Origin of the sequence: Streptomyces sp. NPDC058000 (assembly GCF_042886435.1) — a bacterium.
Taxonomy (GTDB): Bacteria; Actinomycetota; Actinomycetes; order Streptomycetales; family Streptomycetaceae; genus Streptomyces.
Map to the genome: position 1 here is coordinate 145,751 of NZ_JBHVQS010000002.1, position 24,225 is coordinate 169,975.

19 protein-coding genes and 1 pseudogene are annotated in these 24,225 nt (G+C 71.7%); 9 read left to right on the top strand and 11 right to left on the bottom strand.

Going from position 1 to position 24,225, the window contains the following annotated elements; all coding sequences use genetic code 11:
- Nucleotides 1–126 precede the first annotated feature (126 nt).
- Entirely contained in the window at nucleotides 127–1,971 is a 1,845-nt protein-coding gene (locus tag ACFVT2_RS03445) for an AMP-dependent synthetase/ligase (RefSeq protein WP_390011521.1), read from the bottom strand.
- A 133-nt stretch (nucleotides 1,972–2,104) separates the two neighbouring features.
- Here ACFVT2_RS03445 and ACFVT2_RS03450 point away from each other — a divergent pair, with 133 nt between their 5' ends.
- On the top strand, nucleotides 2,105–2,890 hold the full coding sequence (locus tag ACFVT2_RS03450) for a MerR family transcriptional regulator (RefSeq protein ID WP_390011524.1): 786 nt from the start codon (nucleotides 2,105–2,107) through the stop codon (nucleotides 2,888–2,890).
- Between the two features lie 39 nt (nucleotides 2,891–2,929).
- Here ACFVT2_RS03450 and ACFVT2_RS03455 read toward each other — a convergent pair whose 3' ends face one another.
- The 5 genes and pseudogenes from ACFVT2_RS03455 to ACFVT2_RS03475 form a co-directional block, all read right to left on the bottom strand.
- A complete protein-coding gene (locus ACFVT2_RS03455; protein WP_390011527.1) occupies nucleotides 2,930–5,110 on the bottom strand; it encodes a 3-hydroxyacyl-CoA dehydrogenase NAD-binding domain-containing protein in 2,181 nt (726 codons plus the stop codon).
- A 32-nt stretch (nucleotides 5,111–5,142) separates the two neighbouring features.
- Nucleotides 5,143–6,357 (bottom strand): acetyl-CoA C-acetyltransferase, encoded by a 1,215-nt coding sequence (locus ACFVT2_RS03460; protein WP_390011530.1) that lies wholly within the window; start codon nucleotides 6,355–6,357, stop codon nucleotides 5,143–5,145.
- Nucleotides 6,358–6,444: 87 nt separating this feature from the next.
- Nucleotides 6,445–7,587, bottom strand: a complete 1,143-nt coding sequence (locus ACFVT2_RS03465; RefSeq protein ID WP_390011533.1) for an acyl-CoA dehydrogenase family protein — start codon at nucleotides 7,585–7,587, stop codon at nucleotides 6,445–6,447.
- Between the two features lie 102 nt (nucleotides 7,588–7,689).
- Nucleotides 7,690–8,325 (bottom strand): annotated as a pseudogene (locus ACFVT2_RS03470) (LLM class flavin-dependent oxidoreductase).
- Complete coding sequence (locus tag ACFVT2_RS03475; protein WP_390011536.1) at nucleotides 8,325–9,491, bottom strand: CaiB/BaiF CoA transferase family protein; 1,167 nt, start codon at nucleotides 9,489–9,491, stop codon at nucleotides 8,325–8,327. The pseudogene ACFVT2_RS03470 and the gene ACFVT2_RS03475 overlap by 1 nt, the downstream one beginning before the upstream one ends.
- Before the next feature lie 445 nt (nucleotides 9,492–9,936).
- On the opposite strand from ACFVT2_RS03475, the gene ACFVT2_RS03480 reads away from it, so the two are divergent.
- Nucleotides 9,937–10,671 (top strand): MgtC/SapB family protein, encoded by a 735-nt coding sequence (locus ACFVT2_RS03480; protein ID WP_390011539.1) that lies wholly within the window; start codon nucleotides 9,937–9,939, stop codon nucleotides 10,669–10,671.
- 55 nt (nucleotides 10,672–10,726) lie between these two features.
- Here the strand turns inward: ACFVT2_RS03480 and ACFVT2_RS03485 are convergent, their stop codons facing one another.
- Nucleotides 10,727–12,265, bottom strand: coding sequence for a sialate:H+ symport family MFS transporter (locus ACFVT2_RS03485; protein WP_390011542.1), 1,539 nt, complete (start codon nucleotides 12,263–12,265; stop codon nucleotides 10,727–10,729).
- Nucleotides 12,266–12,493: 228 nt separating this feature from the next.
- Here ACFVT2_RS03485 and ACFVT2_RS03490 point away from each other — a divergent pair, with 228 nt between their 5' ends.
- Nucleotides 12,494–13,681, top strand: a complete 1,188-nt coding sequence (locus ACFVT2_RS03490; RefSeq protein WP_390011544.1) for a saccharopine dehydrogenase family protein — start codon at nucleotides 12,494–12,496, stop codon at nucleotides 13,679–13,681.
- Nucleotides 13,682–13,693: 12 nt separating this feature from the next.
- On the opposite strand, the gene ACFVT2_RS03495 is transcribed toward ACFVT2_RS03490, so the two are convergent.
- A complete protein-coding gene (locus ACFVT2_RS03495; RefSeq protein ID WP_390011547.1) occupies nucleotides 13,694–14,416 on the bottom strand; it encodes an endonuclease V in 723 nt (240 codons plus the stop codon).
- A 90-nt stretch (nucleotides 14,417–14,506) separates the two neighbouring features.
- On the opposite strand from ACFVT2_RS03495, the gene ACFVT2_RS03500 reads away from it, so the two are divergent.
- The gene (locus ACFVT2_RS03500) at nucleotides 14,507–14,806 is read left to right on the top strand and encodes a YciI family protein (protein ID WP_390011550.1); all 300 of its coding nucleotides are present in this window, start codon (nucleotides 14,507–14,509) and stop codon (nucleotides 14,804–14,806) included.
- A 130-nt stretch (nucleotides 14,807–14,936) separates the two neighbouring features.
- Here ACFVT2_RS03500 and ACFVT2_RS03505 read toward each other — a convergent pair whose 3' ends face one another.
- Nucleotides 14,937–16,394 (bottom strand): sugar porter family MFS transporter, encoded by a 1,458-nt coding sequence (locus ACFVT2_RS03505; protein ID WP_390011552.1) that lies wholly within the window; start codon nucleotides 16,392–16,394, stop codon nucleotides 14,937–14,939.
- A 356-nt stretch (nucleotides 16,395–16,750) separates the two neighbouring features.
- Between ACFVT2_RS03505 and ACFVT2_RS03510 the strand changes: the two genes are divergently transcribed.
- From ACFVT2_RS03510 to ACFVT2_RS03520, 3 genes are all read left to right on the top strand, one after another.
- Complete coding sequence (locus ACFVT2_RS03510; RefSeq protein WP_390011555.1) at nucleotides 16,751–17,656, top strand: SIS domain-containing protein; 906 nt, start codon at nucleotides 16,751–16,753, stop codon at nucleotides 17,654–17,656.
- Nucleotides 17,657–17,747: 91 nt separating this feature from the next.
- Nucleotides 17,748–18,629 carry a class II fructose-bisphosphate aldolase gene (locus ACFVT2_RS03515; RefSeq protein WP_390011558.1) on the top strand — a complete coding sequence of 294 codons (882 nt, stop codon included), beginning with the start codon at nucleotides 17,748–17,750 and terminating at the stop codon, nucleotides 18,627–18,629.
- A gap of 752 nt (nucleotides 18,630–19,381) precedes the next feature.
- A complete protein-coding gene (locus tag ACFVT2_RS03520) occupies nucleotides 19,382–20,185 on the top strand; it encodes a DeoR/GlpR family DNA-binding transcription regulator (protein WP_390011561.1) in 804 nt (267 codons plus the stop codon).
- Nucleotides 20,186–20,602: 417 nt separating this feature from the next.
- On the opposite strand, the gene ACFVT2_RS03525 is transcribed toward ACFVT2_RS03520, so the two are convergent.
- Nucleotides 20,603–21,382: an SDR family oxidoreductase gene (locus tag ACFVT2_RS03525; protein WP_390011564.1), complete on the bottom strand. Its 780-nt coding sequence runs from the start codon at nucleotides 21,380–21,382 to the stop codon at nucleotides 20,603–20,605.
- Between the two features lie 767 nt (nucleotides 21,383–22,149).
- Between ACFVT2_RS03525 and ACFVT2_RS03530 the strand changes: the two genes are divergently transcribed.
- Nucleotides 22,150–22,770, top strand: coding sequence for a TetR/AcrR family transcriptional regulator (locus tag ACFVT2_RS03530; protein WP_390011567.1), 621 nt, complete (start codon nucleotides 22,150–22,152; stop codon nucleotides 22,768–22,770).
- A 242-nt stretch (nucleotides 22,771–23,012) separates the two neighbouring features.
- Complete coding sequence (locus tag ACFVT2_RS03535; protein ID WP_390011570.1) at nucleotides 23,013–23,321, top strand: hypothetical protein; 309 nt, start codon at nucleotides 23,013–23,015, stop codon at nucleotides 23,319–23,321.
- Between the two features lie 276 nt (nucleotides 23,322–23,597).
- Here ACFVT2_RS03535 and ACFVT2_RS03540 read toward each other — a convergent pair whose 3' ends face one another.
- The gene (locus tag ACFVT2_RS03540; protein ID WP_390012226.1) at nucleotides 23,598–24,203 is read right to left on the bottom strand and encodes a TetR/AcrR family transcriptional regulator; all 606 of its coding nucleotides are present in this window, start codon (nucleotides 24,201–24,203) and stop codon (nucleotides 23,598–23,600) included.
- Between the last annotated feature and the right edge of the window lie 22 nt (nucleotides 24,204–24,225).

The window sequence follows — 24,225 nt, forward strand, 5'->3', positions numbered from 1 at the left end:
CGGTTTCTGTGCTCACTACTGGTTATCTCGCTTTCGGAGAGCTTGACCATGGCCCGCTCCGCAGATCGTGCGAACGGCCAGTCGGCACACCTTCCCCGAAGAGTGGCCCCCCGTCTGTGTGCGAGATCACATGGCGTACATTCGCCCTAGGGTTCGTCTGTATTTGTGTCGAATAACACCGCGGCGAAGCTTCAACGACGGTGTGAGTTCGCCAGTTTCCGGACGCCATTCCTCGCCCAACAACGAAAATCGCTTGACCTGTTCCGTGCGATTCAGCCGGGCATTCGCCGCCGCCACACCCCGCTCGACCTCCGCCTGGACGGCGGGATTCCGGGCCAGTTCCGGCAGGCTCCCCGCGATGCCGTGCCGGGCCGCCCAGGCCGGGGTCAGCTCCGGATCCAGCACCAGCAACGCCACCAGATACGACCGGCCGTCGCCGTGCACCAGCGCCTGCCCGATGAGCGGATGCTCCTTGAGGGCGTTCTCGACCAGCGCGGGCGAGACGTTCTTGCCGGTCGACGTCACGATCATTTCCTTCTTGCGGTCGGTCAGCCACAGGAAGCCGTCCGCGTCGATCCGGCCGATGTCCCCGGTGCGGAACCATCCGTCCGCACCGACGGCCGGTTCCACCGTCCCGTCCGCCCGGAGGTACCCCGCGCTCACCGTCCGGCCGCACACCTCGATCTCCCCGTCCGCGGCCGTACGCACCTCCAGCCCGGCGAGCGGCCGGCCCACCGACCCCAGCCGGAAGGCACCGGGGGCATTGGTCGTGGCCACCCCCACCGTCTCGGTCAGCCCCCACGCATCCATGATCACGATGCCGAAGCCGGCCCAGAACCGCACCACCTCCGGGGGCATCGGCGCGGAGGCGCTCGCCGTCCACACCAGCCGGTCGAAACCTGCCGTCGCCAGCAGCGGGTCCAGCACCTGCGCCTTCGCCGCGGAGTACGCCGCCGCCAGCCCGGCGGGCGGCCGCTCCCCGCGCTCCCGGCAGGCGACGTGGGCCCGGGCGGTCTCGGCCGCCGCCGCCACCGCCGCCCGGTGCTCCGCGGGCAGCGCCGCCAGCGCGGCCCGGACGGCCGCCGCCAGCTTCTCCCACACCCGCGGCACCCCGAAGAACTGCGCCGGCCGCAGCTCACGGGCGATCGGCGCGACCTCCGCCGGATCCGCGCAGAGGTGGACGTGCGCGGCCCGGAAGACCGGCAGGTAGATGCCCAGCATCCGCTCGGCGATATGCGCGAAGGGGAGGTAGGACAGGTGCGCGGCGTGGTCCGGCAGCTCCACGACGCCGTCCAGCGCCACCGCGTTCAGCAGCACGTGCCGGTGGCTGACCACCACCCCCTTGGGGTCGCCGGTCGTGCCGGAGGTGTACACGACGGTCAGGGTGTCGCCCGCGTCGCCCTGCCGCCAGGCCGCCTCGAACGCCCCGGGGTCGTACGCCGCGGCACCGCGGGCCGCCACCGCGGCGAAGCTCTCGTACCTGCCCGCCGTCGGGTGGCCGGCGGTCGGCGGCCCGTCCGCCGGCTCGACGACCACCAGTCGCGCCAACCGCGCCGCCGCGTCATTGAGCAGCGGCTCCCAGCGCGCCCGCTCCCGGGGCCCCTCCACCACGGCCAGTCGGGCCCGGCTGTGCCGGACGATATGGGCGATCTGGCCGGGCGCGGCGGTGCCGTAGACCGTGACGGGTACGGCGCCCAGGTGCACCAGGGCCAGGTCGCTGAGCCAGTGCTCGGGGCGGTTGCCCATCATGAGCAGGACGATCTCCCCGCGCCGGACGCCGAGTGCCCGGAACCCGGCGGCCAGTTCACCGATCCGGCGGCGGGCCTCCGCCCAACTGAGCGTCCGCCAGCCGCCGTCCGGCGCGCGCCAGGAGAGGGCCGGCCGTGCGCCGTGGTCCTCGGCGTTGCGCAACAGCAGGGCGGGCAGCGTGAGTGCGCCCGGCTCACCGGGCATACGCAGGAACGTGGTCATGGCGGCCTCCCGAGGGTGTGGGCCTGATCTACGGACCGTACGGAGGACCCAGGCCCTGCCCGAAGGGGGCCTGGTGCGCGCTGAGCGGTGAAGAAGGTTTCACAGGACTGGTGAGACAGCAATACTGTTGAACATGATGGAGTCCGCCCCCGACGGCCTGACCGTCGACGAACTCGCCGCCCGCGCCGGCGTCACGGTCCGCACGATCCGCTTCTACAGCACCCGCGGTCTGCTGCCGCCGCCCGAGATCGGCCCGCGCCGGGTCGGCCGCTACGGCCCGGACCACCTCTCGCGGCTCGCGCTCATCGAGGAACTCCAGCACCAGGGCCTGACCCTGTCCGCCATCGAACGCTACCTGGCGCAGCTGCCGCCCGACCTGAGCGCCCAGGACCTGGCCATCCACCGCGCCCTGGTGGCGAGCTGGGTGCCGGACAAGGCGGAGGACACCACCCGGGAGCAGTTGGAGCGGCGGGTCGGCCGGGAGCTGACCGAGGAGGACCTCGATCGGCTGGCGGCGATGAACGTCCTCGTCCGGACCGAGGATCCGCAAGTCTTCCGGGTCGACCCGGGGCTGCTGCACCTGGGGACGCGGCTGCTCGACGTGCCGATCGCCCTGGAGACGATCCTGGCGGCGCGCACCGTCGTCATCGAGCACACCCGCTCGGCGGCCCGTGAGCTCAGCCGGCTCTTCAAGGACGAGGTATGGGAGCCGTACCGGGACGGCGGGCCGGACGCGGAGGAGGTGGCGCGGATGAAGTCGCTCTCGGCGCACATGCAGCCGATGGTGGTGCAGGCACTGGTCACCGCCTTCCAACGGTCGATGAAGGAAGAGTTGCGGGAGTGGCTCGGCACGGGCGAGCACGACGGCCGGGCGGAACGCACCGGCCGGCGCGAGGACGGTGGCACGGACGAGGGGTGACGGGGGCGGGCCCTGGTGGCCCGCCCCCGCACGTCCGGCTCAGTCGCTGAACTTCTCGCCCCGCTCGGCCTTTTCGACCAGCAGCGCGGAGGGCGCGAACCGGTCGCCGTAGGCCGCCTGGAGCTCGCGGGCACGGGCCACGAACCCGGGCAGGCCCCCTTCGTAGCCGTTGATGTACTGGAGCACGCCACCGGTCCAGCCCGGGAAGCCGATGCCGAAGATGGAGCCGATGTTGGCGTCGGCGACGGAGGTCAGCACGCCCTCCTCCAGGCAGCGGACGGTGTCCAGCGCCTCGGAGAACAGCATCCGCTCCTGCATGTCCCGGAACGGGACGGCGGCGCCGGCCCTCTGGAAGTGCTCGCGCAGCCCGGGCCACAGGCCGGCCCGCCTGCCGTCGTCGCCGTAGTCGTAGAAGCCCGCGCCGCCGCTGCGGCCGGGGCGCTCGAACTCGTCCACCATGCGGTCGAGGACGGCGTCGGCCGGGTGCGGCTGCCAGGTGCCGCCGGCCTCCTCGATTGCGCGCCTGGTCTCGTTGCGGATCTTGCGCGGGAGGGTGAGGGTCAGCTCGTCCATCAAGGACAGCACCTTGGCCGGGTAGCCGGCCTGGGCCGCGGCCTGTTCGACCGAGGCGGGGTCGAGGCCCTCGCCGATCATCGCCACGCCCTCGTTGATGAAGTGGCCGATGACGCGGGAGGTGAAGAAGCCGCGCGAGTCGTTGACGACGATCGGGGTCTTGCGGATCTGGCGGACCAGGTCGAACGCGCGGGCCAGCGCCTCGTCACCGGTCCGCTCGCCCTTGATGATCTCGACCAGCGGCATCTTGTCGACCGGCGAGAAGAAGTGCAGGCCGATGAAGTCGGTGTCCCGCTCGACGCCTTCGGCCAGCAGCGTGATGGGCAGGGTGGAGGTGTTGGAGCACAGCAGCGCATCGGGCTCGATGACGTGCTGGATCTCCTTGAACACCTTGTGCTTGAGGGCGACGTCCTCGAAGACCGCCTCGATGACCGCGTCGCAGCCGGCGAGGTCGGCGGGCTCGGCGGTGGGCGTGATCCGCGCCAGCAGCTCGTCGCGCTGTGCCTCGGTCGTCCGCCCCCTGGTCAGTGCCTTGTCGAGCAGCCCCGCGGAATACTCCTTGCCCCGCTGGGCCGCCTCCAAGGTGACGTCCTTGAGGACGACCTCGATGCCGGCCTTGGCGCAGGCGTAGGCGATCCCGGCGCCCATCATGCCGGCGCCGAGGACGGCGGCCTTCCGGACCGTGCGCGGCGCGATGTCCTTGGGGCGGTTGGCACCGGAGTTGACGGCCTGGAGGTCGAAGAAGAACGCCTGGATCATGTTCTTGGAGACCTGGCCGGTGACCAGCTCGACGAAGTAGCGCGCCTCGATGGTCTGGGCGGACTCGAAGTCGACCTGGGATCCCTCGACGGCCGCGGCGAGGATGTTCCGCGGCGCCGGGTAGGGGGCGCCGGCCAGCTGCTTCTTGAGGTTGGCGGGGAACGCCGGGAGGTTGGCGGCGAACTTCGGGTGCGCCGGGGTGCCGCCGGGGATCCGGTAGCCCTTGACGTCCCAGGGCTGCTGGGACTCGGGGTGGGCGTCGATGAACTCCCGGGCCTTGGCGAGCAGTTCGTCGGGGGTCTCGGCGACCTCGTGGATCAGCCCGTTGTCCTTGGCGCGGGTGGCGTTGTACTGGGTGCCCTGGAGGAGCACCTTCAGCAGCGCGTCGGTGATGCCCAGCAGCCGGACGGTGCGGGTGACGCCGCCGCCGGCGGGCAGCAGGCCGAGGGTCACCTCGGGGAGGCCGATCTTGGTGCCGGGGGTGTCCAGGGCGACACGGTGGTGACAGGCCAGGGCGATCTCGTAACCGCCGCCCAGGGCCGCGCCGTTGATGGCGGCGACCACGGGCTTGCCGAGCGTCTCGATCCGGCGCAGGTCGCGCTTGATGCCGTTGCCGGCCTCGAACGCCTGCTGTGCCTGGGCGGGGGTGACGGCGATCAGGTCGCGCAGGTCGCCGCCGGCGAAGAAGGTCTTCTTGGCGGAGGTGAAGATGATGCCGCGGATGCTGTCCTTCTCGGCCTCCAGGCGGTCGGCGACCGCGGTGAGGGAGGTCTTGAAGGCGTTGTTCATGGTGTTGGCGGACTGGTCGGGGTCGTCCAGGACCAGGGTGACGACGCCGGTCTCGTCCTGTTCCCAGCGGATGGTCGACGCAGCAGCGGATTCGCTCATGGTTGGTACTCCGTAGTGGGTGGGACGAGGGGTCAGAGGCGCTCGATGACGGTGGCGACGCCCATGCCGCCGCCGACGCAGAGGGTGGCCAGGCCGTAGCGCTTGTCCTGCCGCTCCAGCTCGTCGACGAGGGTGCCGAGGATCATCGCGCCGGTGGCGCCGAGGGGGTGCCCCAGGGCGATCGCGCCGCCGTTGACGTTGACCTTGTCCAGGCTGAGGCCCATGTCCTTGACGAAGCGGAGGACGACCGCGGCGAACGCCTCGTTGATCTCGACCAGGTCGATGTCGTCGATGGTCAGTCCGGCCTTGGCCAGGGCCTTGCGGCTGGCGGGCGCGGGGCCGGTGAGCATGATCGTCGGCTCGGAGCCGGACACCGCGGCGGAGACGATGCGGGCCCGCGGGGTGAGACCGTAGCGCTCGCCGACCTCCTTGGAGCCGATGGCGACCAGGGCCGCGCCGTCCACGATGCCGGAGGAGTTGCCGGCGTGGTGGACGTGGTCGATCTTCTCGACCCAGTGGTACTTCTGGAGGGCGACCGCGTCGAAGCCGCCGGCGTCGCCGATGGCGGCGAAGGAGGGCTTCAGGGCCGCGAGGGAGTCGGCGGTGGTGCCGGGGCGCAGGTGCTCGTCGTGGTCGAGGACGAGCAGGCCGTTGCGGTCCCGCACGGGGACGACGGAACGCTCGAAGCGGCCGTCCTTCCAGGCCGCGGCGGCCCGCTCCTGGGACAGCGCGGCGAACTCGTCGACGTCGCGGCGGGAGTAGCCCTCGATGGTGGCGATGAGGTCGGCGCTGATGCCCTGCGGGACGAAGCCGGTGTCGAAGTTGGTCATCGGGTCGGCGAACCAGGCGCCGCCGTCGGAGGCCATCGGCACCCGCGACATCGACTCCACGCCGCCCGCCAGGACCAGGTCCTCCCAGCCCGAACGGACCTTGGCCGCCGCCATGTTGACGGCTTCGAGGCCGGAGGCACAGAAGCGGTTCTCCTGGACGCCGGCGACGGTGTCGGGCAGGCCGGCGGCGATGGCGGCGATCCGGGCGATGTCCGAGCCCTGGTCGCCGACCGGTCCGACGACGCCGAGCACGATGTCGTCGATCGCGGCCGGGTCCAGGTCGGGGAAGCGCCGCCGCACTTCGTGGATCAGGCCGACGACCAGGTCGATCGGCTTGGTGCCGTGCAGTGCGCCATTGGCCTTGCCGCGACCGCGGGGGGTGCGGATCGCGTCGTACACATACGCTTCGGTGCTCACAGGAAAGCCTTTCTTTCCGGCCTGGGGTCGGGGGCCGCGGTGTCGACCGCTGAGGTCAGGGCCCCGGGAAGACACAGTCGGGGAGGGTCAGCCGAGCAGGGAGCGGCCGATGATCTCCTTCATGATCTCGGTCGTCCCTCCGTAGATGGTCTGTATGCGGCCGTCGGTGAAGGCCCGGGCGACGGGATATTCGGCCATGTAGCCGTATCCGCCGTGGAGTTGGAGACAGCGGTCGGCCACCCGCTTCTGGAGTTCGGTGGCCCACCACTTGGCCATGGAGGCGTGCACGGCGTCGAGGGTGCCCTCGGAGTGGTCGGCGATGCAGCGGTCGAGGAAGGTGCGGGTGACCGCGCACTCGGTGGCCATCTCGGCGATCTCGAACCGGATGTGCTGGAGCTTGGCGAGCGGCCGGCCGAACGCCTCACGCTCCTTGACGTACCGGGTGGTGATCTCCAGCAGGTGCTCGGCGGCGGCTATTCCGGCGATCGCTATCGCCATCCGCTCCTGGGCGAGGTTGGTCATCAGGTGCACGAAGGCGCCGTTGAGCTCGCCGAGGAGGTTCTCCTTGGGGACCCGCACGTCGTTGAAGAACAGCTCGGCGGTGTCCTGGGACTTCTGGCCGATCTTGTCGAGGTTGCGGCCGCGCTCGAAGCCCTCCGTACCGCGTTCGACGACCAGCAGGCTCAGGCCGTGTGCGCCGCCCTCGGGGGTGGTCTTGGCGACGACGATGACGAGGTCGGCGAGGATGCCGTTGGAGATGAAGGTCTTGGAGCCGTTGAGGATCCAGTGGTCGCCGCGGTCCTCGGCGGAGGTGCGGATGCCCTGGAGGTCGGAGCCGGCGCCGGGCTCGGTCATCGCGATGGCGGTGATGGTCTCGCCGCTGCAGAAGCCGGGCAGCCAGCGGCGCTTCTGCTCGTCGGTGGCGAGCGACGTCAGATAGGGGCCGATGATGTCGTTGTGCAGCCCGATGGCGAAGCCCGGGCTGCCGGCGCGGGTGAACTCCTCGGCCAGGACCGCGCTGTAGCGGAAGTCGGTGGTGCCCCCGCCGCCGTACTCCTCGGGCACGGCCAGGCCCAGCAGCCCCTGCCGGCCGGCCGCCCGCCAGGCGTCCCGACTGACGATGCCGTCCTTCTCCCACTGCTCGTAATGCGGCGTCACCTCCTTGGCGAGGAAGGTGCGCACCGTCTCGCGGAAGGCGTCGTGGTCCTCGGTGAAGATCTGGCGCTTCACTCTGCTGTCCCTTCGGGGGTGGTCCTGGCGGTCGGCGGGGCTGCTCGGCCGGGGTCCGGGGCGTCGCCTGGAGGGCGCTGGTGTCGCCCGGTCCCCTCAGAGTCAGTTCCGGACGGTCTCGATGAGCTTGGCGGGATCGGGGCCTATGGGCTGGACGTCGAGCATCGTCACGCCGGCCTCCGGGGAGGCGGCGATCCTCCCCCAGCCTTCGGCCGGGGGGATCCGCATCTCGCTGCGCTCCCGGACGTATCCCTCGGGCCCCGCACAGCGACACCTGTTCGCAGAACGCGTCCGGTACCGCGGCCTCGGCCTCGCGCTTCCGGCCGGCGAGGTAGAGCTACTGGATGGCGTGCGCGGCCTGCTCGTAGCCGTAGGCGACGGCGAGGTCGTACGCCTTGCCGTGCCAGCCCTCGATGGCCTGTGGCCCGAGGCGCCCGGGCCGAGCAGGGCGCGGCCGCCGGAGACGGCGTCGAGCCCGGCGGCGGTCTGGGCGATCGGGGCAGGGGTGCGGGAGTAGACGTTGAGGATCGCCGAGCCGATCCGGGCGTGCTCGGTGCGGGCGTGCTCGGTGCAGGCGTGCTCAGTGCGGGCGGTCAGGAAGCCCATGAGGGTGGGCGAGTCGAAGCCGTGGGCGTCGGCGACCCGGATGGCGTCCGGTCCGGGGCGATCGAGGGCGGCGGCCGCTTCGGCGGCGCGGTGCGGACCGGTCGCGTGCTGGAGGGTGGTGGAGAGTTCCATCAGCGGGCCGTTTCCTTCCGCTCGGTGCGGCGCGGGTCGCCGGCCGGGGTGGCGAGGCTGGGCGCGCGCCAGTCGCGGGCGACCTCTTCGGTGTCCGCTCCGGGGCGGGCGGGAGGTCTGCGGAGGGTCCCCGGGGTGGCCGAGAAACGGGGCGCGGGGGCGGGCTGGGTGAGGCCGGCGTGCTCGGTGAAGGTGCCGCGGGCGGCGAGGTGCGGGTGCCCGGGGGCCTCGCGCAGGGAGAGCACCGGCGCCACGCAGGCGTCGGACTCCTGGAAGACTGCGGTCCACTCGTCCCGCGTACGGGTCCGGAACCGGGCGGCGATGGCGGTGCGGAGGCCGTCCCAGGCGGCGAGGTCGTCCCGGCCGGGGGCGTCGTCCTCGATGCCGAGCAGGTGGATGAACTCCGCGTAGAACCGCTGCTCCAGTGCGCCGACGGCCATGTAGCCGCCGTCGGCGGTCTCGTAGGCGCCGTAGAACGGCGTGCCGCCGTCGAGCAGATTGGCGCCCCGCCGGTCCTGCCAGCCGCCGGCCGCCAGCATGCCGTGGATCATCGCCGTCAGGTGGGCCGTACCGTCGACGATCGCGGCGTCCACGACCTGGCCCGTCCCGCCCTCGGTGCGGGCGTGCTGGAGGGCCGCGAGGACGCCGATGACGAGGTAGAGGGAGCCGCCGGCGTAGTCGCCGAGCAGATTGGCGGGGATGGCGGGCGGGCCGTCGGGCGGGCCGATCATGCCGAGGGCGCCGGTGATGGCGATGTAGCCGATGTCGTGCCCGGCGGTGCCGGAGAGCGGTCCTTGCTGGCCCCAGCCGGTCATCCGGCCGTAGACCAGGCGGGGGTTGCGCGCCAGGCAGGGCTCGGGTCCGATGCCCAGCCGCTCGGCCACTCCCGGTCGGTATCCCTCGATCAGGACGTCGGCGCGCTCGGCCAGGTCGAGGACCTGGCCGACCCCGGCGGGCTGCTTCAGGTCGACCAGCACCGAGCGCTTGTTGCGGTTGGTGATGTCGGACGCCGGGTCGATGCCCAGTCCGGCGCCGCCGGGTCGGTCGACCCGGACGACGTCGGCGCCGAGGTCGGCCAGCAGCATGGCCGCGAACGGGCCGGGGCCGATGCCGGCGAGCTCCAGCACCCGCACCCCGCTCAGCGGGCCGTTCCCTGACTGCGTCATCGCGCCCCACGCCTTCCGCACTGTGACACTTCTGATGTAACACTCGTGATGTTAAGAACGTGTTCCATTTTCCACAAGCCCCCCGTACCAAGTGGCCATGCACGGCAAAGGCCCGTGGCGACGATGCTCAACTGCCATCGCCGCCACGGGCCTTCGCGCGCCTGCTGCCGCCGCGCCGCTATCCCCCGCCGAGCCGGTCGATGAGCAGCTCAGGGGCTATCCGAAGGCGGAGCGCGCCGGCCCGCGCCCGCACCGGTGCCGTCCTCGGCCGTGCCGCCTTCGCCATGCCGCCCTCCATGTCCGCTCCCCCGTCCGACACCGCCCGCGGTGCCTTCGGCGGGCCGCGCGTACGCCCGCGCAGCCCATCGACCTCAACGCTAACCGCGACCACTGACAACGGCCCGCGGAGCGCCGGACGTCGGTCCGGCGGAGGGACAATGCCGTCATGTCACACCTCGCCGCCGCACTGTTCGACGTCCACGCCGGCCAGGGGTTGCGTCAGTTCGCCGAGCTGGCCATAGCCCTGTTGCTGTCCTCGCTGATCGGGTTGGAGCGGGAGGCCCGGCAGAAGAGCGCCGGGTTGCGCACTCACACCCTCGTCGGGGTGGGCAGCGCCCTCTTCATGGAAGTGTCGATCCACGGCTTCGGCTCGCTGCTGGGCACGGAGGGCGTGGCGTTGGACCCGTCCCGGGTCGCCGCGCAGGTCGTTTCCGGTATCGGCTTCATCGGCGGTGGACTGATCTTCGTGCGCAAGGACGCGGTCCGGGGTCTGACGACGGCCGCGACCATCTGGCTGACCTGCGCCATCGGCATGGCGTGCGGCGGTGGGCTGCCGCTGCTCGCGATCGGCGCGACGGCGGTGCACTTCCTGGTCGTGCGCGGCTTCTCCAAGGTGTCGGAGCGGATCGCCGCGGGGCCGTCCTTCGACCGGATAGAGCTGCGCCTCACCTACCGGGCGCAACACGGGCTGCTCGGGAGGATGTTGGAGCTGTGCGCCGGCAGCGGGTTCCGGGTCACCGACGTCCAGGTGGAGGCCCATCCGGACGACGCCCGAGTGGCGGCCGAGGTACTGCTCCGCCTGGAGGGCAAGGGTTCCGCGCATCCCCTGGTGGAGGCGCTGACCGAGTTGGAGGGCGTCCGCGGGGTGGCGCTGGGGCGGCACGGCGACAGCACGGAGTGAGCCCGGCCGCGTCCGCGCACGGCGACACCGTCCCGGCCGGCGTGCGCCACCACCGCTACGCCGCACCGGCCGACGACTCCCCACGCGCGGTATCCGGCCCACCCACCCGCTCCGCGCCCGCACCGCCCTCCGCCCCCGGCACGAGGTGGTCGCCGGGCACCTGATGGTCCACCAGCCGCGCCAGTCGCCGCGGGACGTCGCCGCCCACCAGGACGACGACCAGCAGCGTCAGCCCGAAGGTGAGGACCGCCAGCGCCCGCCCAAGGGGCATGCCGCGGGCGAGTTGCGCCCCGAGGACCGGCGCCACGGCGCCGCCCAGCGCCCCCACGTTGTAGACGAAGCCCAGCGATGCGGCGCGGGTCGCGGTCGGGAAGTGCCCCGCGATGTACTTCGGCAGGATCCCGGAGATGCCCTGCCCCAGCGCCAGCAGGACGAAGATCAGCACCCCCAGCCCCACCAGACTCCCGCGCACCGCGAACACCGGGAACACGAACGCCATTGAGGCCAGCAGGGTGTACGCATAGGCGCGCCGGGTCCCGAGCAGATCGCCGGTGAACCCGGCGAGCCAGCAGCCGGCCATGGCACCGAAGCCCGCGACGAACATCACGTCGCCGACCTGCGCGGGCGGGTATCCCAGGTCGGTCTTGAGGTAGGTGGGCAGCAGAGCCTGCACCGGCCAGCTGTAGAGGAACGCGCAGAACACCGTCACCATCAAGGAGACGTACAGCAGCCAGCCGCGGCGCCCGCCCAGTTGTGCGGCGAAGGCGACCAGGCACAGCGCGGCGACCGCGGCCGACCACGGCACGAACCCCGCACCGAACGGTGTGAAGGCGCAGAACAGCGCGACCGAGGCGATCGCCGCCAGCGCGACGTTGCCCCGGCGGCGGAGGCGGCCGGTGGGCAGCGGCCGGAACGGGTTCGGGCGTTCCGGAGTCGCCGCCCCGCCTCCTCCGGCCGCGGTGGCGACCTCGGTCTGCCGGTCCCCGGCTTCCGGCAGCGACCGGCGCATCCACAGGGCGACCACTACGGGCAGTACGCCGATCCAGAACATCCAGCGCCAGCCCCATGCGGGCACCACCCAGGCGTAGAGCTGGGCCGCGACGGCCGTGCCGCCCGCGTAGCCGGAGATCAGGAATCCGGAGGCCCGGTTGCGGAGCCGGGCCGGCCAGCTCTCCAGGACGTACGTCACGCTGGTGCTGTACTCCCCCGCCATGCCCAGCCCGATCACCAGTCGGGCGGCGAACAGACTGGTGTAGTCCCAGGCGAACCCGCAGGCGAAGGTGGCGAGCGAGTAGAGCAGGATGCTGGCGATCATGGCGGTTCTGCGGCCGTGGCGGTCGCTCATCGCGCCCAGGAGCGCGCCTCCCAGCCAGCGGGTGATGAAGGCGGCGGAGACCAGGGAGGCGGCGGTGGCGGTGTCCAGTCGGAAGTCGTCGGCGATCTCGGTCAGCACCAGCGTGATCAGCACGAAGTCGAAGCCGTCCAGGAGATAGCCGATCCAGGCAGCGGCCAGCGCCTTCCACTGGCGCGGGGCGACCTCGTGGTACCAGGCGCGGCGCGGTGTCCGGCCCGACGGGTCCGCGGAGTGCGTCATCACAGGAACCGGCCTCCTCCAGAAGCCGCCCGGCCCACCCGCCGTACGTAACCGACCAAACCGGACGTCGGATGTCCCCTCTCACCGGACGAATCTGGCCGTGCTCCCCCACCGCGTCAAGACCGGACGCACACCGGCCCGCCACCGGCAACCCTGCTGTCCCGTTCTGCCGTTGACGTAGCGTCGGCAACTGCCTAGGGTCCGGACCCCGGACCAGAGAGGACACAGATGGCACGGCAGGACACCTCAGGACGGGACCACGACCTCGTCCTGTACGGAGCGACCGGATTCGCCGGTGAGCTCACCGCGGAGTACCTCGCCCGGCACGCGCCCGAGGGCTGCCGCTGGGCGCTCGCCGGACGCAGCACCACCAAACTGGAGCGGCTGCGCGACCGGTTGACGGCGGTCAACCCGGCCTGCGCGGACCTCCCGCTGCTCCGGGCCGACAGCGCCGACCCGGACTCGCTGCGCGCGCTCGCCGCCGCCACCCGCGTCCTGGCCACCACCGTCGGGCCCTATCTGCTGCACGGCGAGCCCCTGGTCGCGGCGTGTGCCGAGGCCGGCACCGATTACCTGGACCTCACGGGCGAGGCGGAGTTCGTCGACCGGATGTACCTGCGCCACGACGCCACCGCCCGCGCGTCCGGGGCGCGGCTCGTCCACGCCTGCGGCTTCGACTCCGTCCCGTACGACCTGGGCGTGCACTACACGGTGGGGCTGCTTCCCAAGGGGGTTCCGCTGCGCATCGACGGCTTCGTGCGGACCCACGCCACGTTCTCCGGCGGGACGCTCTCCTCCGCGCTCACCGCGGTCTCCCGGCCGGCCGCCATGGCCCGGGCCGCCCGGGCCCGTCGACGGGCCGAACCGCAGCCCGCGGGCCGTACCGTGAGCGCCCCGTTCGGGCCACCCGTGAGGAGCCGGGACACCGGCACCTGGGGCGTCCCGCTGCCGACCCTGGACCCGCAGATCGTCGCCCGCTCGGCGGCCGCCCTGGACCACTACGGCCCGGACTTCCGGTACCGGCACTACGCGGGGGTGCGCCGGCTGCCGACGGCGGTGGCCGGGGTGGTGGGCGCGGGGGCGCTGTCCGCGCTCGCCCAGGTACCGCCCGCCCGACGTTGGTTGTCGGGTCGGCTGCAACCGGGCGAGGGGCCCGATCCGGAGCGGCGGGCGCGGAGCTGGTTCGCGGTGCGGTTCGTGGCGTCGGGCGGCGGTGCGCACCTGGTCACCGAGGTCAGGGGCGGTGATCCCGGCTACGACGAGACCGCGAAGATGCTCGCCGAGGGAGCACTCAGCCTGGCCTTCGACGATCTCCCGGACACCGCGGGCCAGGTGACGACGGCCGTGGCCATGGGGGACGCACTGACCCTGCGCCTCCGGGACGCGGGGATCACCTTCCGGGTGGTCCGCGGGTAGCCGGGCCGGCCGTCAGGCGTTCGCCAGGGCCTTGCGGCACAGGGAGTCGGCGGCCCGGGTCGACTCCGGAAGGCGGTATGCGGCCGCCAGATGGAGCGTGTGCGCACAGGCTCGGTCCAGGTCCACCCGGTGCCCGACCGAGACGAAGACCGGTTTGACGCCCCGTTGGGTGCGCAGCGCACGTCCTACCTCCTCGGGCTCACCGTCCGCCGTCCGGTCGTCCACCAGGGGCGAGGTGGCGCCGCGCTCCGGGCCCGGCGCCTCGTACCGGAAGGTGAAGGGGTTCTTGGCGACCCCGATGGTGGGCAGTCCGGTCAGTACCCCGAGGTGGCTGGCGAGGCCGAAGCGCCGTGGATGGGCCAGCCCGTAGCCGTCGCAGACCACCAGGTCGGGTGTGCGGGCGAGCCGGTCCAGCGCGTCGAGGACCGTGGGGATCTCCCGGAAGGCGAGCAGCCCGGGGACGTACGGGAAGGAGACCGGGCCGACCGCGGTGGCCTGGTCGACGACCGCGAGGGTACGGGCGTCGAGGGCGACGGCGGCCGCGGCGACCACGTCCCGCTCGTCGTCGTAGGCGACGTCCACGCCGACCACGGTGCCCTCGAAGCCTGGTTCCGGGCCGGGCTCGTCGAGCCGTACGTGGGTGCGCAGGCGGTCCTGGACGGCGCGGGCCCCGGCTTCGTCCGCCGGCCAGTGCCGCAGTTCGTCGGCACGGGAGATGATTCCGGAAGTGTCCATGGTGGCCGCAACGCTACCGAACCGCTGACCGGGTGCGTACGGTCGCGTACCGCGCTCCGCCCCCAACAGCCACTCCTCTATATTGCAACCATGTTCGTATTGGAACTGACTTACACCGCGCCCCTCGACCGCGTCGACGCCGCCCTCTCGGACCACGTGGCGTGGCTGGAGAAGCAGTACGCGGCCGGGCACTTCATCGCGTCCGGGCGGAAGGACCCGCGTGACGGGGGCGTGATCATCGCCGCCGGGATCGATCGCGCGACCGCCGAGAAGATCACGGCCGAGGACCCGTTCGTCCGCTCCGGGGCCTGCGAGTACCGGATCACCGAGTTCATCGCGACCAAGACCGCACCGGCCCTGGCGGAATACCAGCAGCAGCTCCCGTCCTGAGCGCCCGTCGCATCGTGGCCCGGTCCGTCGGAACCGTCCGGCGGGCCGGGCCGTGTGCCGCGCGGGCTCCTGGGCGCATGCCCGACCGCGCACCGACGCACGCGTTCCGCGCCGCCCCGCAACGGGCCGCCTATGAGGGCGAGGCCGGGGACGCCGCCGTGCCTAGCGGCCCGGCGCCGACCGGTCCGGGCGCGGGCTCCGTGGGCCAGCGGCCGCCGTTGCGCCAGTATTCCTGGATCTCCTCCAGCTGGCGGCCCTTGGTCTCGGGAGCAGTGAAGGCGGCGAACACCAGGGCACCGAGCGCGAGCACGCCCAGGCCCGCGAAGGTCGCGGCGGCCCCCGCCTTCGCCATCAACGACGGGAAGAACTGGGCGATCAGGAGGTTGGCGACCAGGTCGGCGGTGAGCATCACCGAAGCCCCCGTGGAGCGCAGCTGGGCGGGGAACGCCTCGCTCGCGTAGACCCAGATCAGCGCTCCGAAGCCGAAGTTGAAGGCGGCGGTGAACAGGAGGATCGCGGCGAATCCCACCCAGGTGGTGGCACCGTGCAGCTTTCCCGCGCTGAAGACGGCGGTCAGGACCGCGAGCATCACCACCATCGTGCCGATCCCGGAGAGCAGCACCACCCGGCGGCCGACGCGGTCGATGATGAGGATCGCCAGCACCGCGGCGGCCAGGGAGGCCAGTTCGACGAAGGACGGCAGCAGGAAGTTCTGGCCGCTGCCGGTGAAGCCCATCTCCTCGAAGATCTGCGGGCTGTAGTACGTCACGGCGTTGATGCCGGTGATCTGGCAGAAGAAGCCGAGGCCGACCACGAAGAACGCGGCGCGGGCGTACGGCTTGCGCAGCAGCGAGCGCATCGAGCCGCCGCTCTCCTCCGTCAGCGCGGCGCGCACCGCGGCGACCTCGGCGCGCGGGTCGACCTCGGGATCGGTCATCGCCATGACCTCGACGGCACGTTCGGTGCGCCCCTTGAGGACGTACCAGCGGGGGGTGTCCGGCAGGCGGAGCAGCGGGATCACGACGAGCGCCGCGGGGATCGCCGACAGCCCCAGCATCCAGCGCCAGTGACCACCGCCGGACAGGCCCCAGTTGACGAAGTACGTGAGGACGATGCCCACGACCGTGGCCACCTGGTAGGCGGCTACCGAGGCACCCCGGATACGGGCCGGGGTCGATTCGGCGACATAGAGCGGTGCCGCCACGATCGAGATGCCGATGGCGACACCGAGCAGGAACCGGACGGCGTCGAGCACCTCGATGGTGGGGGCGACCGCGGACAGCGCGACGAAGACCGCGTACGAGCCGGCGACGATCAGCATCGCGGCCCGGCGTCCCAGGGCGTCGGCGAGCTTGCCGCCGATCAGCGCGCCCAGGATCGACCCGAACACCAAAACGCTGTTGACCAGCCCCTTTTCGGTCTCGGTGAGGTCGAAGTCCTTGCTGAGGAACACCAGGGCGCCGGAGATGCTGCCGGTGTCGTAGCCGTAGATGACACCGACGACGGCGCCGGTGAGGGCGAACATCCGGCCGGTGCGGAGGCGGGTGGGGGGCGACGGGCGCGGTGTGGAGAGGGGGGCAGTGGACATGGGAAGTCCTTTGTGCGACGGAGCGTCTTTGCTGCGTGACTGCGTGACGGGCGCCTGGGCACCGCGTCGTCGGCCATGACCGGGCACCGGCATGACTGATCTTGCGAATATCAGGCACCTTTCACGCAGATGTCAACAGTCACTTACCCGCTTTTCGCTCCACGCCACGCCCACTTCGCGCCATACGATCACCCGCCCATCCCCGCTCAACTGCGCATCCCCCTTGCCGTCATCACCCGCACGAGGGATGGAACGCATGCACGAAACTGCGTAGAGTCGCATCCAGCGAAGCAGAAAGTTGCAGTGTCAGCGCAATCGATCAGCAATCACCGAGCACGCACCACGGGAGGGTGGCCATGAGCGAGACCTCGTACATGGAGCAGGAGCTGCGCAGCCAGCCGGAGACGTGGCGGGAGGCCGCGCGGATCGGCGCCGGCGATGTGCCACTGCCCAAGGCCGGCCAGCGCGTGGCCGTCGTCGGCTGCGGCACGTCATGGTTCATGGCGCAGTCCTACGCGGCCCTGCGCGAAGGCGCGGGCCTGGGCGTCACGGATCCCTTCCCGGCCTCGGAGGCGTTCCTCGGCGCCGACCGCGGCTACGACGCGGTGGTGGCGATCACCCGCTCGGGGACGACGACCGAGGTGTTGCGGGTGCTGGAGGCGGTCAAGGGGCGGATCCCCACCGTGACGGTGCTCGGCGATCCCGAGACCCCGGCGGTCGAGCTGTCCGACGAGACGGTCGCGCTGCCGTTCGCGGACGAGCGGTCCGTGGTGCAGACCCGCTTCGCGACCACGGCGCTGACGCTGCTGCGCGCCCATCTGGGCGAGGACGTCGCGCGGGCGGTGGGCGACGCCGAGGAGGCGCTGACGGCACCGGTCGAGAAGGAGTGGGTGGACGCCGAGCAGTTCGCGTTCCTCGGCACCGGCTGGACGTACGGCCTGGCCAGCGAGGCGGCGCTCAAGATGCGGGAGGCGTCGCAGAGTTGGACGGAGTCGTACCCCGCGATGGAGTACCGACACGGCCCGATCTCGATAGCCGCTCCCGGCCGGGTGACCTGGCTCTTCGGCCCGGCACCGGAGGGGCTGGAGGCGGATGTGGCAAGGACCGGAGCGCGCTTCGTGTCCCATGCCCGGGATCCGTTGGCCGACCTGGTGCTGGTGCAGCGGGTCGCTCTGGAGCGGGCGCGCGCCCGGGGCCTGGACCCGGACAATCCGCGCAGCCTGACCCGCTCCGTGATGCTCCAGGAACCGGCCGCGTCCTAGCCGCGCACCGCCGCCCCGGCACTCCCTTCCGCAGTCCCGCCCAGCCGCCCCCGACGTCAACTCACCCCTTCCGCAAGGGAGTCAGGACACCATGCCCCTCGTCCCCACCGCGTCGATCGTCGATACCGCGCGTGCCGCGCGGGTCGGTGCCGCGGCCTTCAACGTCATCCATCTGGAAACCGCCGAAGCCCTGGTAGCCGCCGCCGAGCGCACCGGCCTCCCACTGATCCTGCAGATCAGCGAGAACTGCATCCGCTATCACGGCAGCCTGCTCCCCATCACCCGGGCCACGCTCGCCCTCGCCGAGGGATCCACAGCCCGGATCGCGGTCCACCTCGATCACCTCACCGACTCGGAGTTGGTGCACCAGGGCATCACCGCCGGCGTGGGATCGGTCATGGTGGACGCCTCCGCCCTCCCCTACGAACAGAACGTCGCCACGACCGCCGCACTCACCGCCTGGTGCCACGAACGGGGCGCCTTCGTCGAGGCGGAACTCGGCGAGGTCGGCGGGAAGGACGGGGTCCATGCGCCGGGAGTGCGGACGGACCCCGCGGAGGCCCTGGCCTTCGTCCGGGCCACCGGGGTGGACGCACTCGCCGTCGCCGTCGGCTCCTCCCACGCGATGCGTGAGCGCACCGCCGAGCTCGACAAGGAGCTGATCGCGGCGCTGCGCACCGCACTGCCGGTGCCCCTGGTACTGCACGGCTCGTCCGGAGTGCCGGACGACGAGCTCCGCCGGGCCGTCGCCGCGGGAATGACGAAGATCAATATCTCCACGCATCTGGTCTCCGTCTTCACCGGCTCGATACGGCGGACCCTGGACGCGGACCCAGCGCTGGTCGACTCCCGGAAGTACCTCAAGCCGGCCCGGGAGGCGGTGGCACAGGAGGCCGCCCGTTTGCTGGAGGTGCTCAACACCCCGGTGACGGTGCCCACTCTGCAGACGGCGGAGGCCACGGTCCGGGGGTGAGTCTCCCCGGCCACCGCTACCGACTCCCGGAACCGCTGGGACCGCCTCCAGAATCAGCGGGACCGGCTCCCAGAATCAGCGCGGCCGGGCTGCCCACGCCGCGGGCCACCGCAATCAGCAGAGGACCGCGGCGCGACACCACTACCTCTCCGCACCCGTCGCGGACGGGCTACCCCTGCTGACTGCGCCCGGCTTTCTGGACGGCACACCGAGGAGGCCGTCGCCACGATGTCGGCGGCACTCCTGACCAGCGGCGCGCCCGCCGACTGCGCGCCGCTGGCCCGGCAGCGGCCCGGCAGCTCCTGCAGGGGCACCTGACCCGGAACACCCGATCCGGGACACCTGACCTGGGACACCTGAGCCGGGACACCCCATCCGGGACACCCGATGTGGGGAGCCGCGCCATGGCGATGCGCCCTCGGCGGACAGGGCTGGGTCTGCGTCGGCGCGCGCAGCCCACGACGGACCCCGCTCGGCGAGCGACCACCTGTCGGAGCACCAGCGAGCACCCTTGGCCAGGTGCCTCGACTGGCCGCGGGGCTGATCCCCGGCACTTGGGCGCACAAGGGGGTGGGGCGAGCTGACAGGACTGAGTGGCCAGGCGGAGGGGAGCAGAGGTGACGGGTCGGGCAGAGGTGACGGGCCAGGCAGAGGCAGAGGTCAGTGGCGATGAGTCAGTGGGCGGGGAGGGGGGAGGGAGCAGGAGCGGACCGGGGAGCGGTGCGGGCAGGGAAACGAATTAGGCTCGCGCCATGAAGCGCCATGAACGAATGAATGCCCTGCTTGAGCTGCTCGGCGACCGGGGCCGGGTGGAGGTCGAGGAGGCGGCGACCGAGCTGGAGGTCTCGGCTGCCACGATGCGGCGCGACATGGACACCCTCGCCGAACAGCAGCTGCTGGTCCGTACCCGGGGTGGGGCGGTGCTGAGCTCGGTGGCGTACGACCTTCCGATCCGGTACAAGCAGGGACACCGGTCGGCGGAGAAGGAAGCGGTGGCGAAGGCGGCTGCGCGACTGGTCGAGCGAGGGGACGTGGTCGGGCTGAGCGGTGGGACGACGACCACCGCGATCGCGCGGGTGCTCGCCACCCGGGCGGACTTTGCGGAGGCGGGCCCGCAACCGCATCTGACCATCGTCACCAACTCGTTGAACATCGCCAGTGAGCTGGCCGTCCGACCGCAGATCAAGATCGTGCTCACGGGTGGTGTGGCGCATTCCCGTTCCTATGAACTGGTGGGGCCGTTCAGCGAGTTGGTGCTCCAGCAGATCTCCATCGACATCGCGTTCATCGGGGCCAACGGCGTGGATCCGTTGATGGGCGCCACGGTGCACGACGAGGCCGAGGCCCGGATCAACCGGCTCATGGCCGAGCGCGCCCGGCGGGCCGTGGTCGTCGCGGACTCGTCGAAGATCGGTGAACGGTGCTTCGCGCGGGTGGGTGACGCGGATGTCTTCGACACCCTCATCACCGACGGCGCGGTGACGGAGGAGACCCGTAGGGAGTTCGCGGAGCGCGGGTTGAAGGTGGTGGCGGCCCGCCCGTCCGGGAACGACTGACTGGCCCTACTGGGCTAACCGGTCCGACCGGGCTGACTGGGCTGACTGGGCTGACTGGGCTGACTGGGCTGACTGGGCTGACTGGGCTGACTGGGCTGACTGGGCTGACTGGGCTGACTGGGCATGGTCGAGGGTGGGGGCGCATGTCCCGAGGGCAGGTGTTCTTTCAGGTCTGGTGCTTCTCTGGGTGGGAGTTTCGTAACGGCCTGAGGCACCACCGTCTGGTGCCCAGGGCGGGGTGGGGCGTCAGACGGTGGTGCCTCAGGGGTGGCGTAGCGGCGGTGCCACGACGTTGGCGTGGTAGCTCCGCGCGGCATGAGGCCCGGGGGCGGACCGTGCACCGGGCGTCGAGGGTCGTCCAGAGCGGAGCCCGATGCCGGATGCTCGGAGGCTCGGCTGTCGTCTACGTCCGGCGCATCACCAGCCGGTGTCGCCGCGCAGGGTGGCGTCGGCGCCGCCGTCGGCGAAGAGGATCTGGCCGGTGACATGGGTGTTGTCCGGGGAGGTGAGCCAGGCGAGGACGGGGGCGATCTGCTCGGGGCGGGCGTGGCCGTGCAGTGGCATCGGCAGGCTGGCATCGATGACCTCACGCATCGCGGGGTCGTCGAGCAGCGGTGCGGTCATCGGTGTGACGACCGTGCCGGGGGCAACGGCGTTGAGCGGGATGCCGGCGCCCGCCCAGTCCTCGGTGACGGCAGCGCGGCGCAGCCAGCGGGCAACGGCGTGCTTCGAGGAACCGTAGACGGTGTGGCCCTCGCCGCGGTCGATGGCCGCCTGGGCGGCGGCGACGGCCGCGTCCTCGTCACCGGCGAGTGCGGCGTCGACGACTGCCGGGTCCGACGGGTGGATGGTGACCGCGGAGGAGACGAGGACGGCGCGGGGATCGGTGCCGGCGGCGAGCAGGGGGCGCAGCCCTTCGAGGGTGGCGACCGTGCCGAAGTAGTTGACCCGGAGGGTGACGGGGTCGGGATGGGCGAGTCCGGCGCAGGCGATCACGGCGTCCAGGCGCCCGTCGGTCAACTCACCGGCGCGGTCGGCCAGTTCGGTTCGGCCGGCGGATGTGGCGAGGTCAGCCGAGATGTCGGCGCCCCTGAGATCGGCGCCGATCACGGTGTGACCCCGATCGCGGAGCCGGGCCGCAGTGGCCCGGCCGATGCCGGAGGCAGCGCCGGTGACGAGGTAGGTACGACGGGGCATGGTCGACTCCTTCAGTCTCGGTCCTTTGACCCTTTGGCCCTTTGGCCCTTTGGTGCGTTGGTCCTTGGGTGCGTTGGTCCTTCGTTCCCTCGCGGTTCGGACCGTCACAGGAGGACCGACGCGGGCAGTCCGTCACGGGCGATCCGTCACGGCGGTCTGTCACAGTCCGCCCGTCGTGGACGGACCGTCGCAGGCGGTTCAAGGCAGGTGGTGCGAGACACGTGGTGCGGGACAGGTGGCCTGCTTCATGGGCGGGCCACACGGTCGGTGCGTGACGGGGCAGTCCGTGACGGGCGGTACATCGCAGGCTGTCAGGTGGGGTTGGGCCGGCACGTTCGGGCCTCCTTGTGTGGACCGTTGCCTGCGGTCGGTCGATGCGGAGGGCCGCGGCGGTTGGCCTGTCTGTTGTGCTCGGCTTCTTGTGCTCGGTTTCTCGTGCGCCGTTGCTAATGCGTCGTCCTTCGTGCGCCTTCTGCCGTGTCCGGTCTGTCACGCATGCGCTTGGACAGGCGGTCGGGCAGGTGGTCGGTCGATCGCGCGGGCGGGACGGTCTTCGTCGTGGTGCCGGGCAGGCGGTGTCGCGGTAGTGGGCGGCTCGCTGCCCAGGCGGATGGGCGTGCGGACGGGGCGGGGCAGGTGGTGTTGGGTGATCAGCCGGGGCCAAGATAGCTTTTTTGGCATGACGTGCCAAGAAGCTTGTTGGTGACAATATGTAGAGCCGGGCAAGCGGGGCCGGGCCGGGTGGCCGCGGGGAGTGGGAGAGGCGCATGACCGCAGTGCGAGGCAGGCCCTCGTTGACCGAACGACGGCGGCAGGAGACCCGGCTGGAGATCGCCGAGACCGCCGCCGCTCTGTTCTCCGAGCGGGGGTACGAGGCGACGACCGTAGAGGACATCGCCTCGGCGGCCGGGATCTCGCTGCGCACCTTCTACCGGTACTGCGCGGCCAAGGAGGACGCGCTCACACCCGTACTGACCTCCAGCGTGGGGGTGCTCGTGCAGCAGCTCGCCGGCCGGCCCGGCGACGAGCCGCTGACCAGCGCGGTGCGGGCGGCGTTCGACGACTCGACAGCGGCCCGGCGGCTGACCGACCCGGACAAGGCCCGGCGGCTGATCCGCGTCATGGGTAGCGTGCCGGCGATCCGGATGCGGTGGCTGGCGGCGGGGCGGGACATGCAGGACCAGTTGGTTCCGGTGCTCTCGGCGCGCACCGGCGCGTCCGAGGGCAGCATGGAAGTACGACTGCTGGCCTGTGCGTTGATCGATGCGCTGACGGTCGCCATGGAGCACTGGGCGTGGCAGGACAAGCCGGACGACGTGGCGGATCTCACGCGGCAGGCCCTGGCGTATCTACGGGTGGACGAACTCCAGGCAGCGACCCGGGGCTGAAATTCGAGGTGCGGGTGTGGAGAATGGGGCGGAGCCGACGAAGGCACGGAAAGCCCAGACAGCCGGGGCTAGACAGCCGGGGCTAGACAGCCGGGCCAGGCGGCCGGGGACCAGGCGGCCGGCAACGGGAACCAGACAGTCGGGAAGCAGAAGGCCGAGAATGCGCGGGGCGGGCGGCCGACCGGTCATCGAATGAGGGCCGGGCGGTGGACCGTCGCCGCGCAGTGAGCGGGGGAATGCGGATGCGGAAGATCATGTCGATAGCGCTGGCGGGTGCGGTGTGCGGGGCCTCGCTGACGCTGGCCACCGCGACGCAGGCGGCGGCCGAGCAGGTGCCGCGCTGCGTGAAGGTGCGCAAGTTCTTCAGCCAGGGCGGGCAGCGTTACGTCCAGCTGACGAATCTGTGCGCCCAGCGGCCGGCCTGCTACACCATCGTCATCCCGCATCAGGCGGACTCGCGGGGCCAGCTCCCCAAGGCCGTGACGAAGGACGTGCGGTACGGCACGACCACCGGGCCGCGGGCCCTGTACGTCAAGAACGTGGCCTGCTGACAGCAGCCCGCTGACGCGGACGGGTCGCGCGTCCTCGTGCCGCGTCCTGGCGTCGTACGTCCTCGTGCTGCACGCCCTGGTGTCGTACGTCCGCGTGCCGCGCGGACACTGTCCCGTCGCGTGCGTACCTGTCCCCTCGCGGGTCCTCGCGTCCCGTCGCATGCATCCGGTTGCATGCATCCCGTCGCATGCATCCGGTCGTATGCATCCCGTCGCGGGGCCTCGTGTCGGATGTGGCATGCCAGGCATCCGTGTACGGGCGTCAGGCGCCCGGTGTCACCCGGACCCGGGGAGTGCGATCCCGTCGAGGACCATGGCGAGGTACTGGCGGGCGATTTCCTCGGGGGTGTGTCGGCCCTGCGGGCGGTACCAGCTCGCGGCGACCCAGACCGTGTCGCGGAGGAAGCGGTAGGCCAGCCGGAGGTCGAGGTCGGCGCGGAAGACGCCCTCGGCCACCCCGCGCTCCAGCGTGCCGAGCCACGCCTCCTCGAACTTCCGCCGGGATGCGGTGAGGTAGTCGAAGCGCGGCTGGGTGGCGAGGTGCCGGGCTTCCTTCTGGTAGATCGCGACCGCGGCGCGGTGCCGGTCGATCTCCCGGAACGACTCGGTGACCAGCGCCTCGATGGTCTCCCGCGGTCCCAGACCACCCGCCAGGACCGCGTCGTAGCCGGCCCACAACTCGTCCAGGAAAGCGGCGAGGATCTCGTCGACCATCGATTCCTTGGAATCGAAGTGGTAGTAGAGGCTGCCCGCGAGCATGCCGGCCGCGTCCGCGATCTGCCGGACGGTGGTCGCGTTGTAGCCCTGCGCGGCGAACACCTCCGCCGCGGTGTCCAGGAGTTCGCGGCGGCGGTCCGGGGAGGCGGGCGCGGCGGCCGGCACCGCCTTCCCGGTGCTTTTGGCG

Excerpts from the sequence above, each read along its gene's own strand:
- ACFVT2_RS03445 (WP_390011521.1), bottom strand. The coding sequence starts at position 1,971 with ATGACCACGTTCCTGCGTATGCCCGGTGAGCCGGGCGCACTCACGCTG.
- ACFVT2_RS03450 (WP_390011524.1), top strand. The coding sequence starts at position 2,105 with ATGATGGAGTCCGCCCCCGACGGCCTGACCGTCGACGAACTCGCCGCC.
- ACFVT2_RS03455 (WP_390011527.1), bottom strand. The coding sequence starts at position 5,110 with ATGAGCGAATCCGCTGCTGCGTCGACCATCCGCTGGGAACAGGACGAG.
- ACFVT2_RS03475 (WP_390011536.1), bottom strand. The coding sequence starts at position 9,491 with ATGACGCAGTCAGGGAACGGCCCGCTGAGCGGGGTGCGGGTGCTGGAG.
- ACFVT2_RS03480 (WP_390011539.1), top strand. The coding sequence starts at position 9,937 with ATGTCACACCTCGCCGCCGCACTGTTCGACGTCCACGCCGGCCAGGGG.
- ACFVT2_RS03485 (WP_390011542.1), bottom strand. The coding sequence starts at position 12,265 with ATGACGCACTCCGCGGACCCGTCGGGCCGGACACCGCGCCGCGCCTGG.
- ACFVT2_RS03490 (WP_390011544.1), top strand. The coding sequence starts at position 12,494 with ATGGCACGGCAGGACACCTCAGGACGGGACCACGACCTCGTCCTGTAC.
- ACFVT2_RS03495 (WP_390011547.1), bottom strand. The coding sequence starts at position 14,416 with ATGGACACTTCCGGAATCATCTCCCGTGCCGACGAACTGCGGCACTGG.
- ACFVT2_RS03500 (WP_390011550.1), top strand. The coding sequence starts at position 14,507 with ATGTTCGTATTGGAACTGACTTACACCGCGCCCCTCGACCGCGTCGAC.
- ACFVT2_RS03505 (WP_390011552.1), bottom strand. The coding sequence starts at position 16,394 with ATGTCCACTGCCCCCCTCTCCACACCGCGCCCGTCGCCCCCCACCCGC.
- ACFVT2_RS03510 (WP_390011555.1), top strand. The coding sequence starts at position 16,751 with ATGAGCGAGACCTCGTACATGGAGCAGGAGCTGCGCAGCCAGCCGGAG.
- ACFVT2_RS03515 (WP_390011558.1), top strand. The coding sequence starts at position 17,748 with ATGCCCCTCGTCCCCACCGCGTCGATCGTCGATACCGCGCGTGCCGCG.
- ACFVT2_RS03520 (WP_390011561.1), top strand. The coding sequence starts at position 19,382 with ATGAAGCGCCATGAACGAATGAATGCCCTGCTTGAGCTGCTCGGCGAC.
- ACFVT2_RS03525 (WP_390011564.1), bottom strand. The coding sequence starts at position 21,382 with ATGCCCCGTCGTACCTACCTCGTCACCGGCGCTGCCTCCGGCATCGGC.
- ACFVT2_RS03530 (WP_390011567.1), top strand. The coding sequence starts at position 22,150 with ATGACCGCAGTGCGAGGCAGGCCCTCGTTGACCGAACGACGGCGGCAG.
- ACFVT2_RS03535 (WP_390011570.1), top strand. The coding sequence starts at position 23,013 with ATGCGGAAGATCATGTCGATAGCGCTGGCGGGTGCGGTGTGCGGGGCC.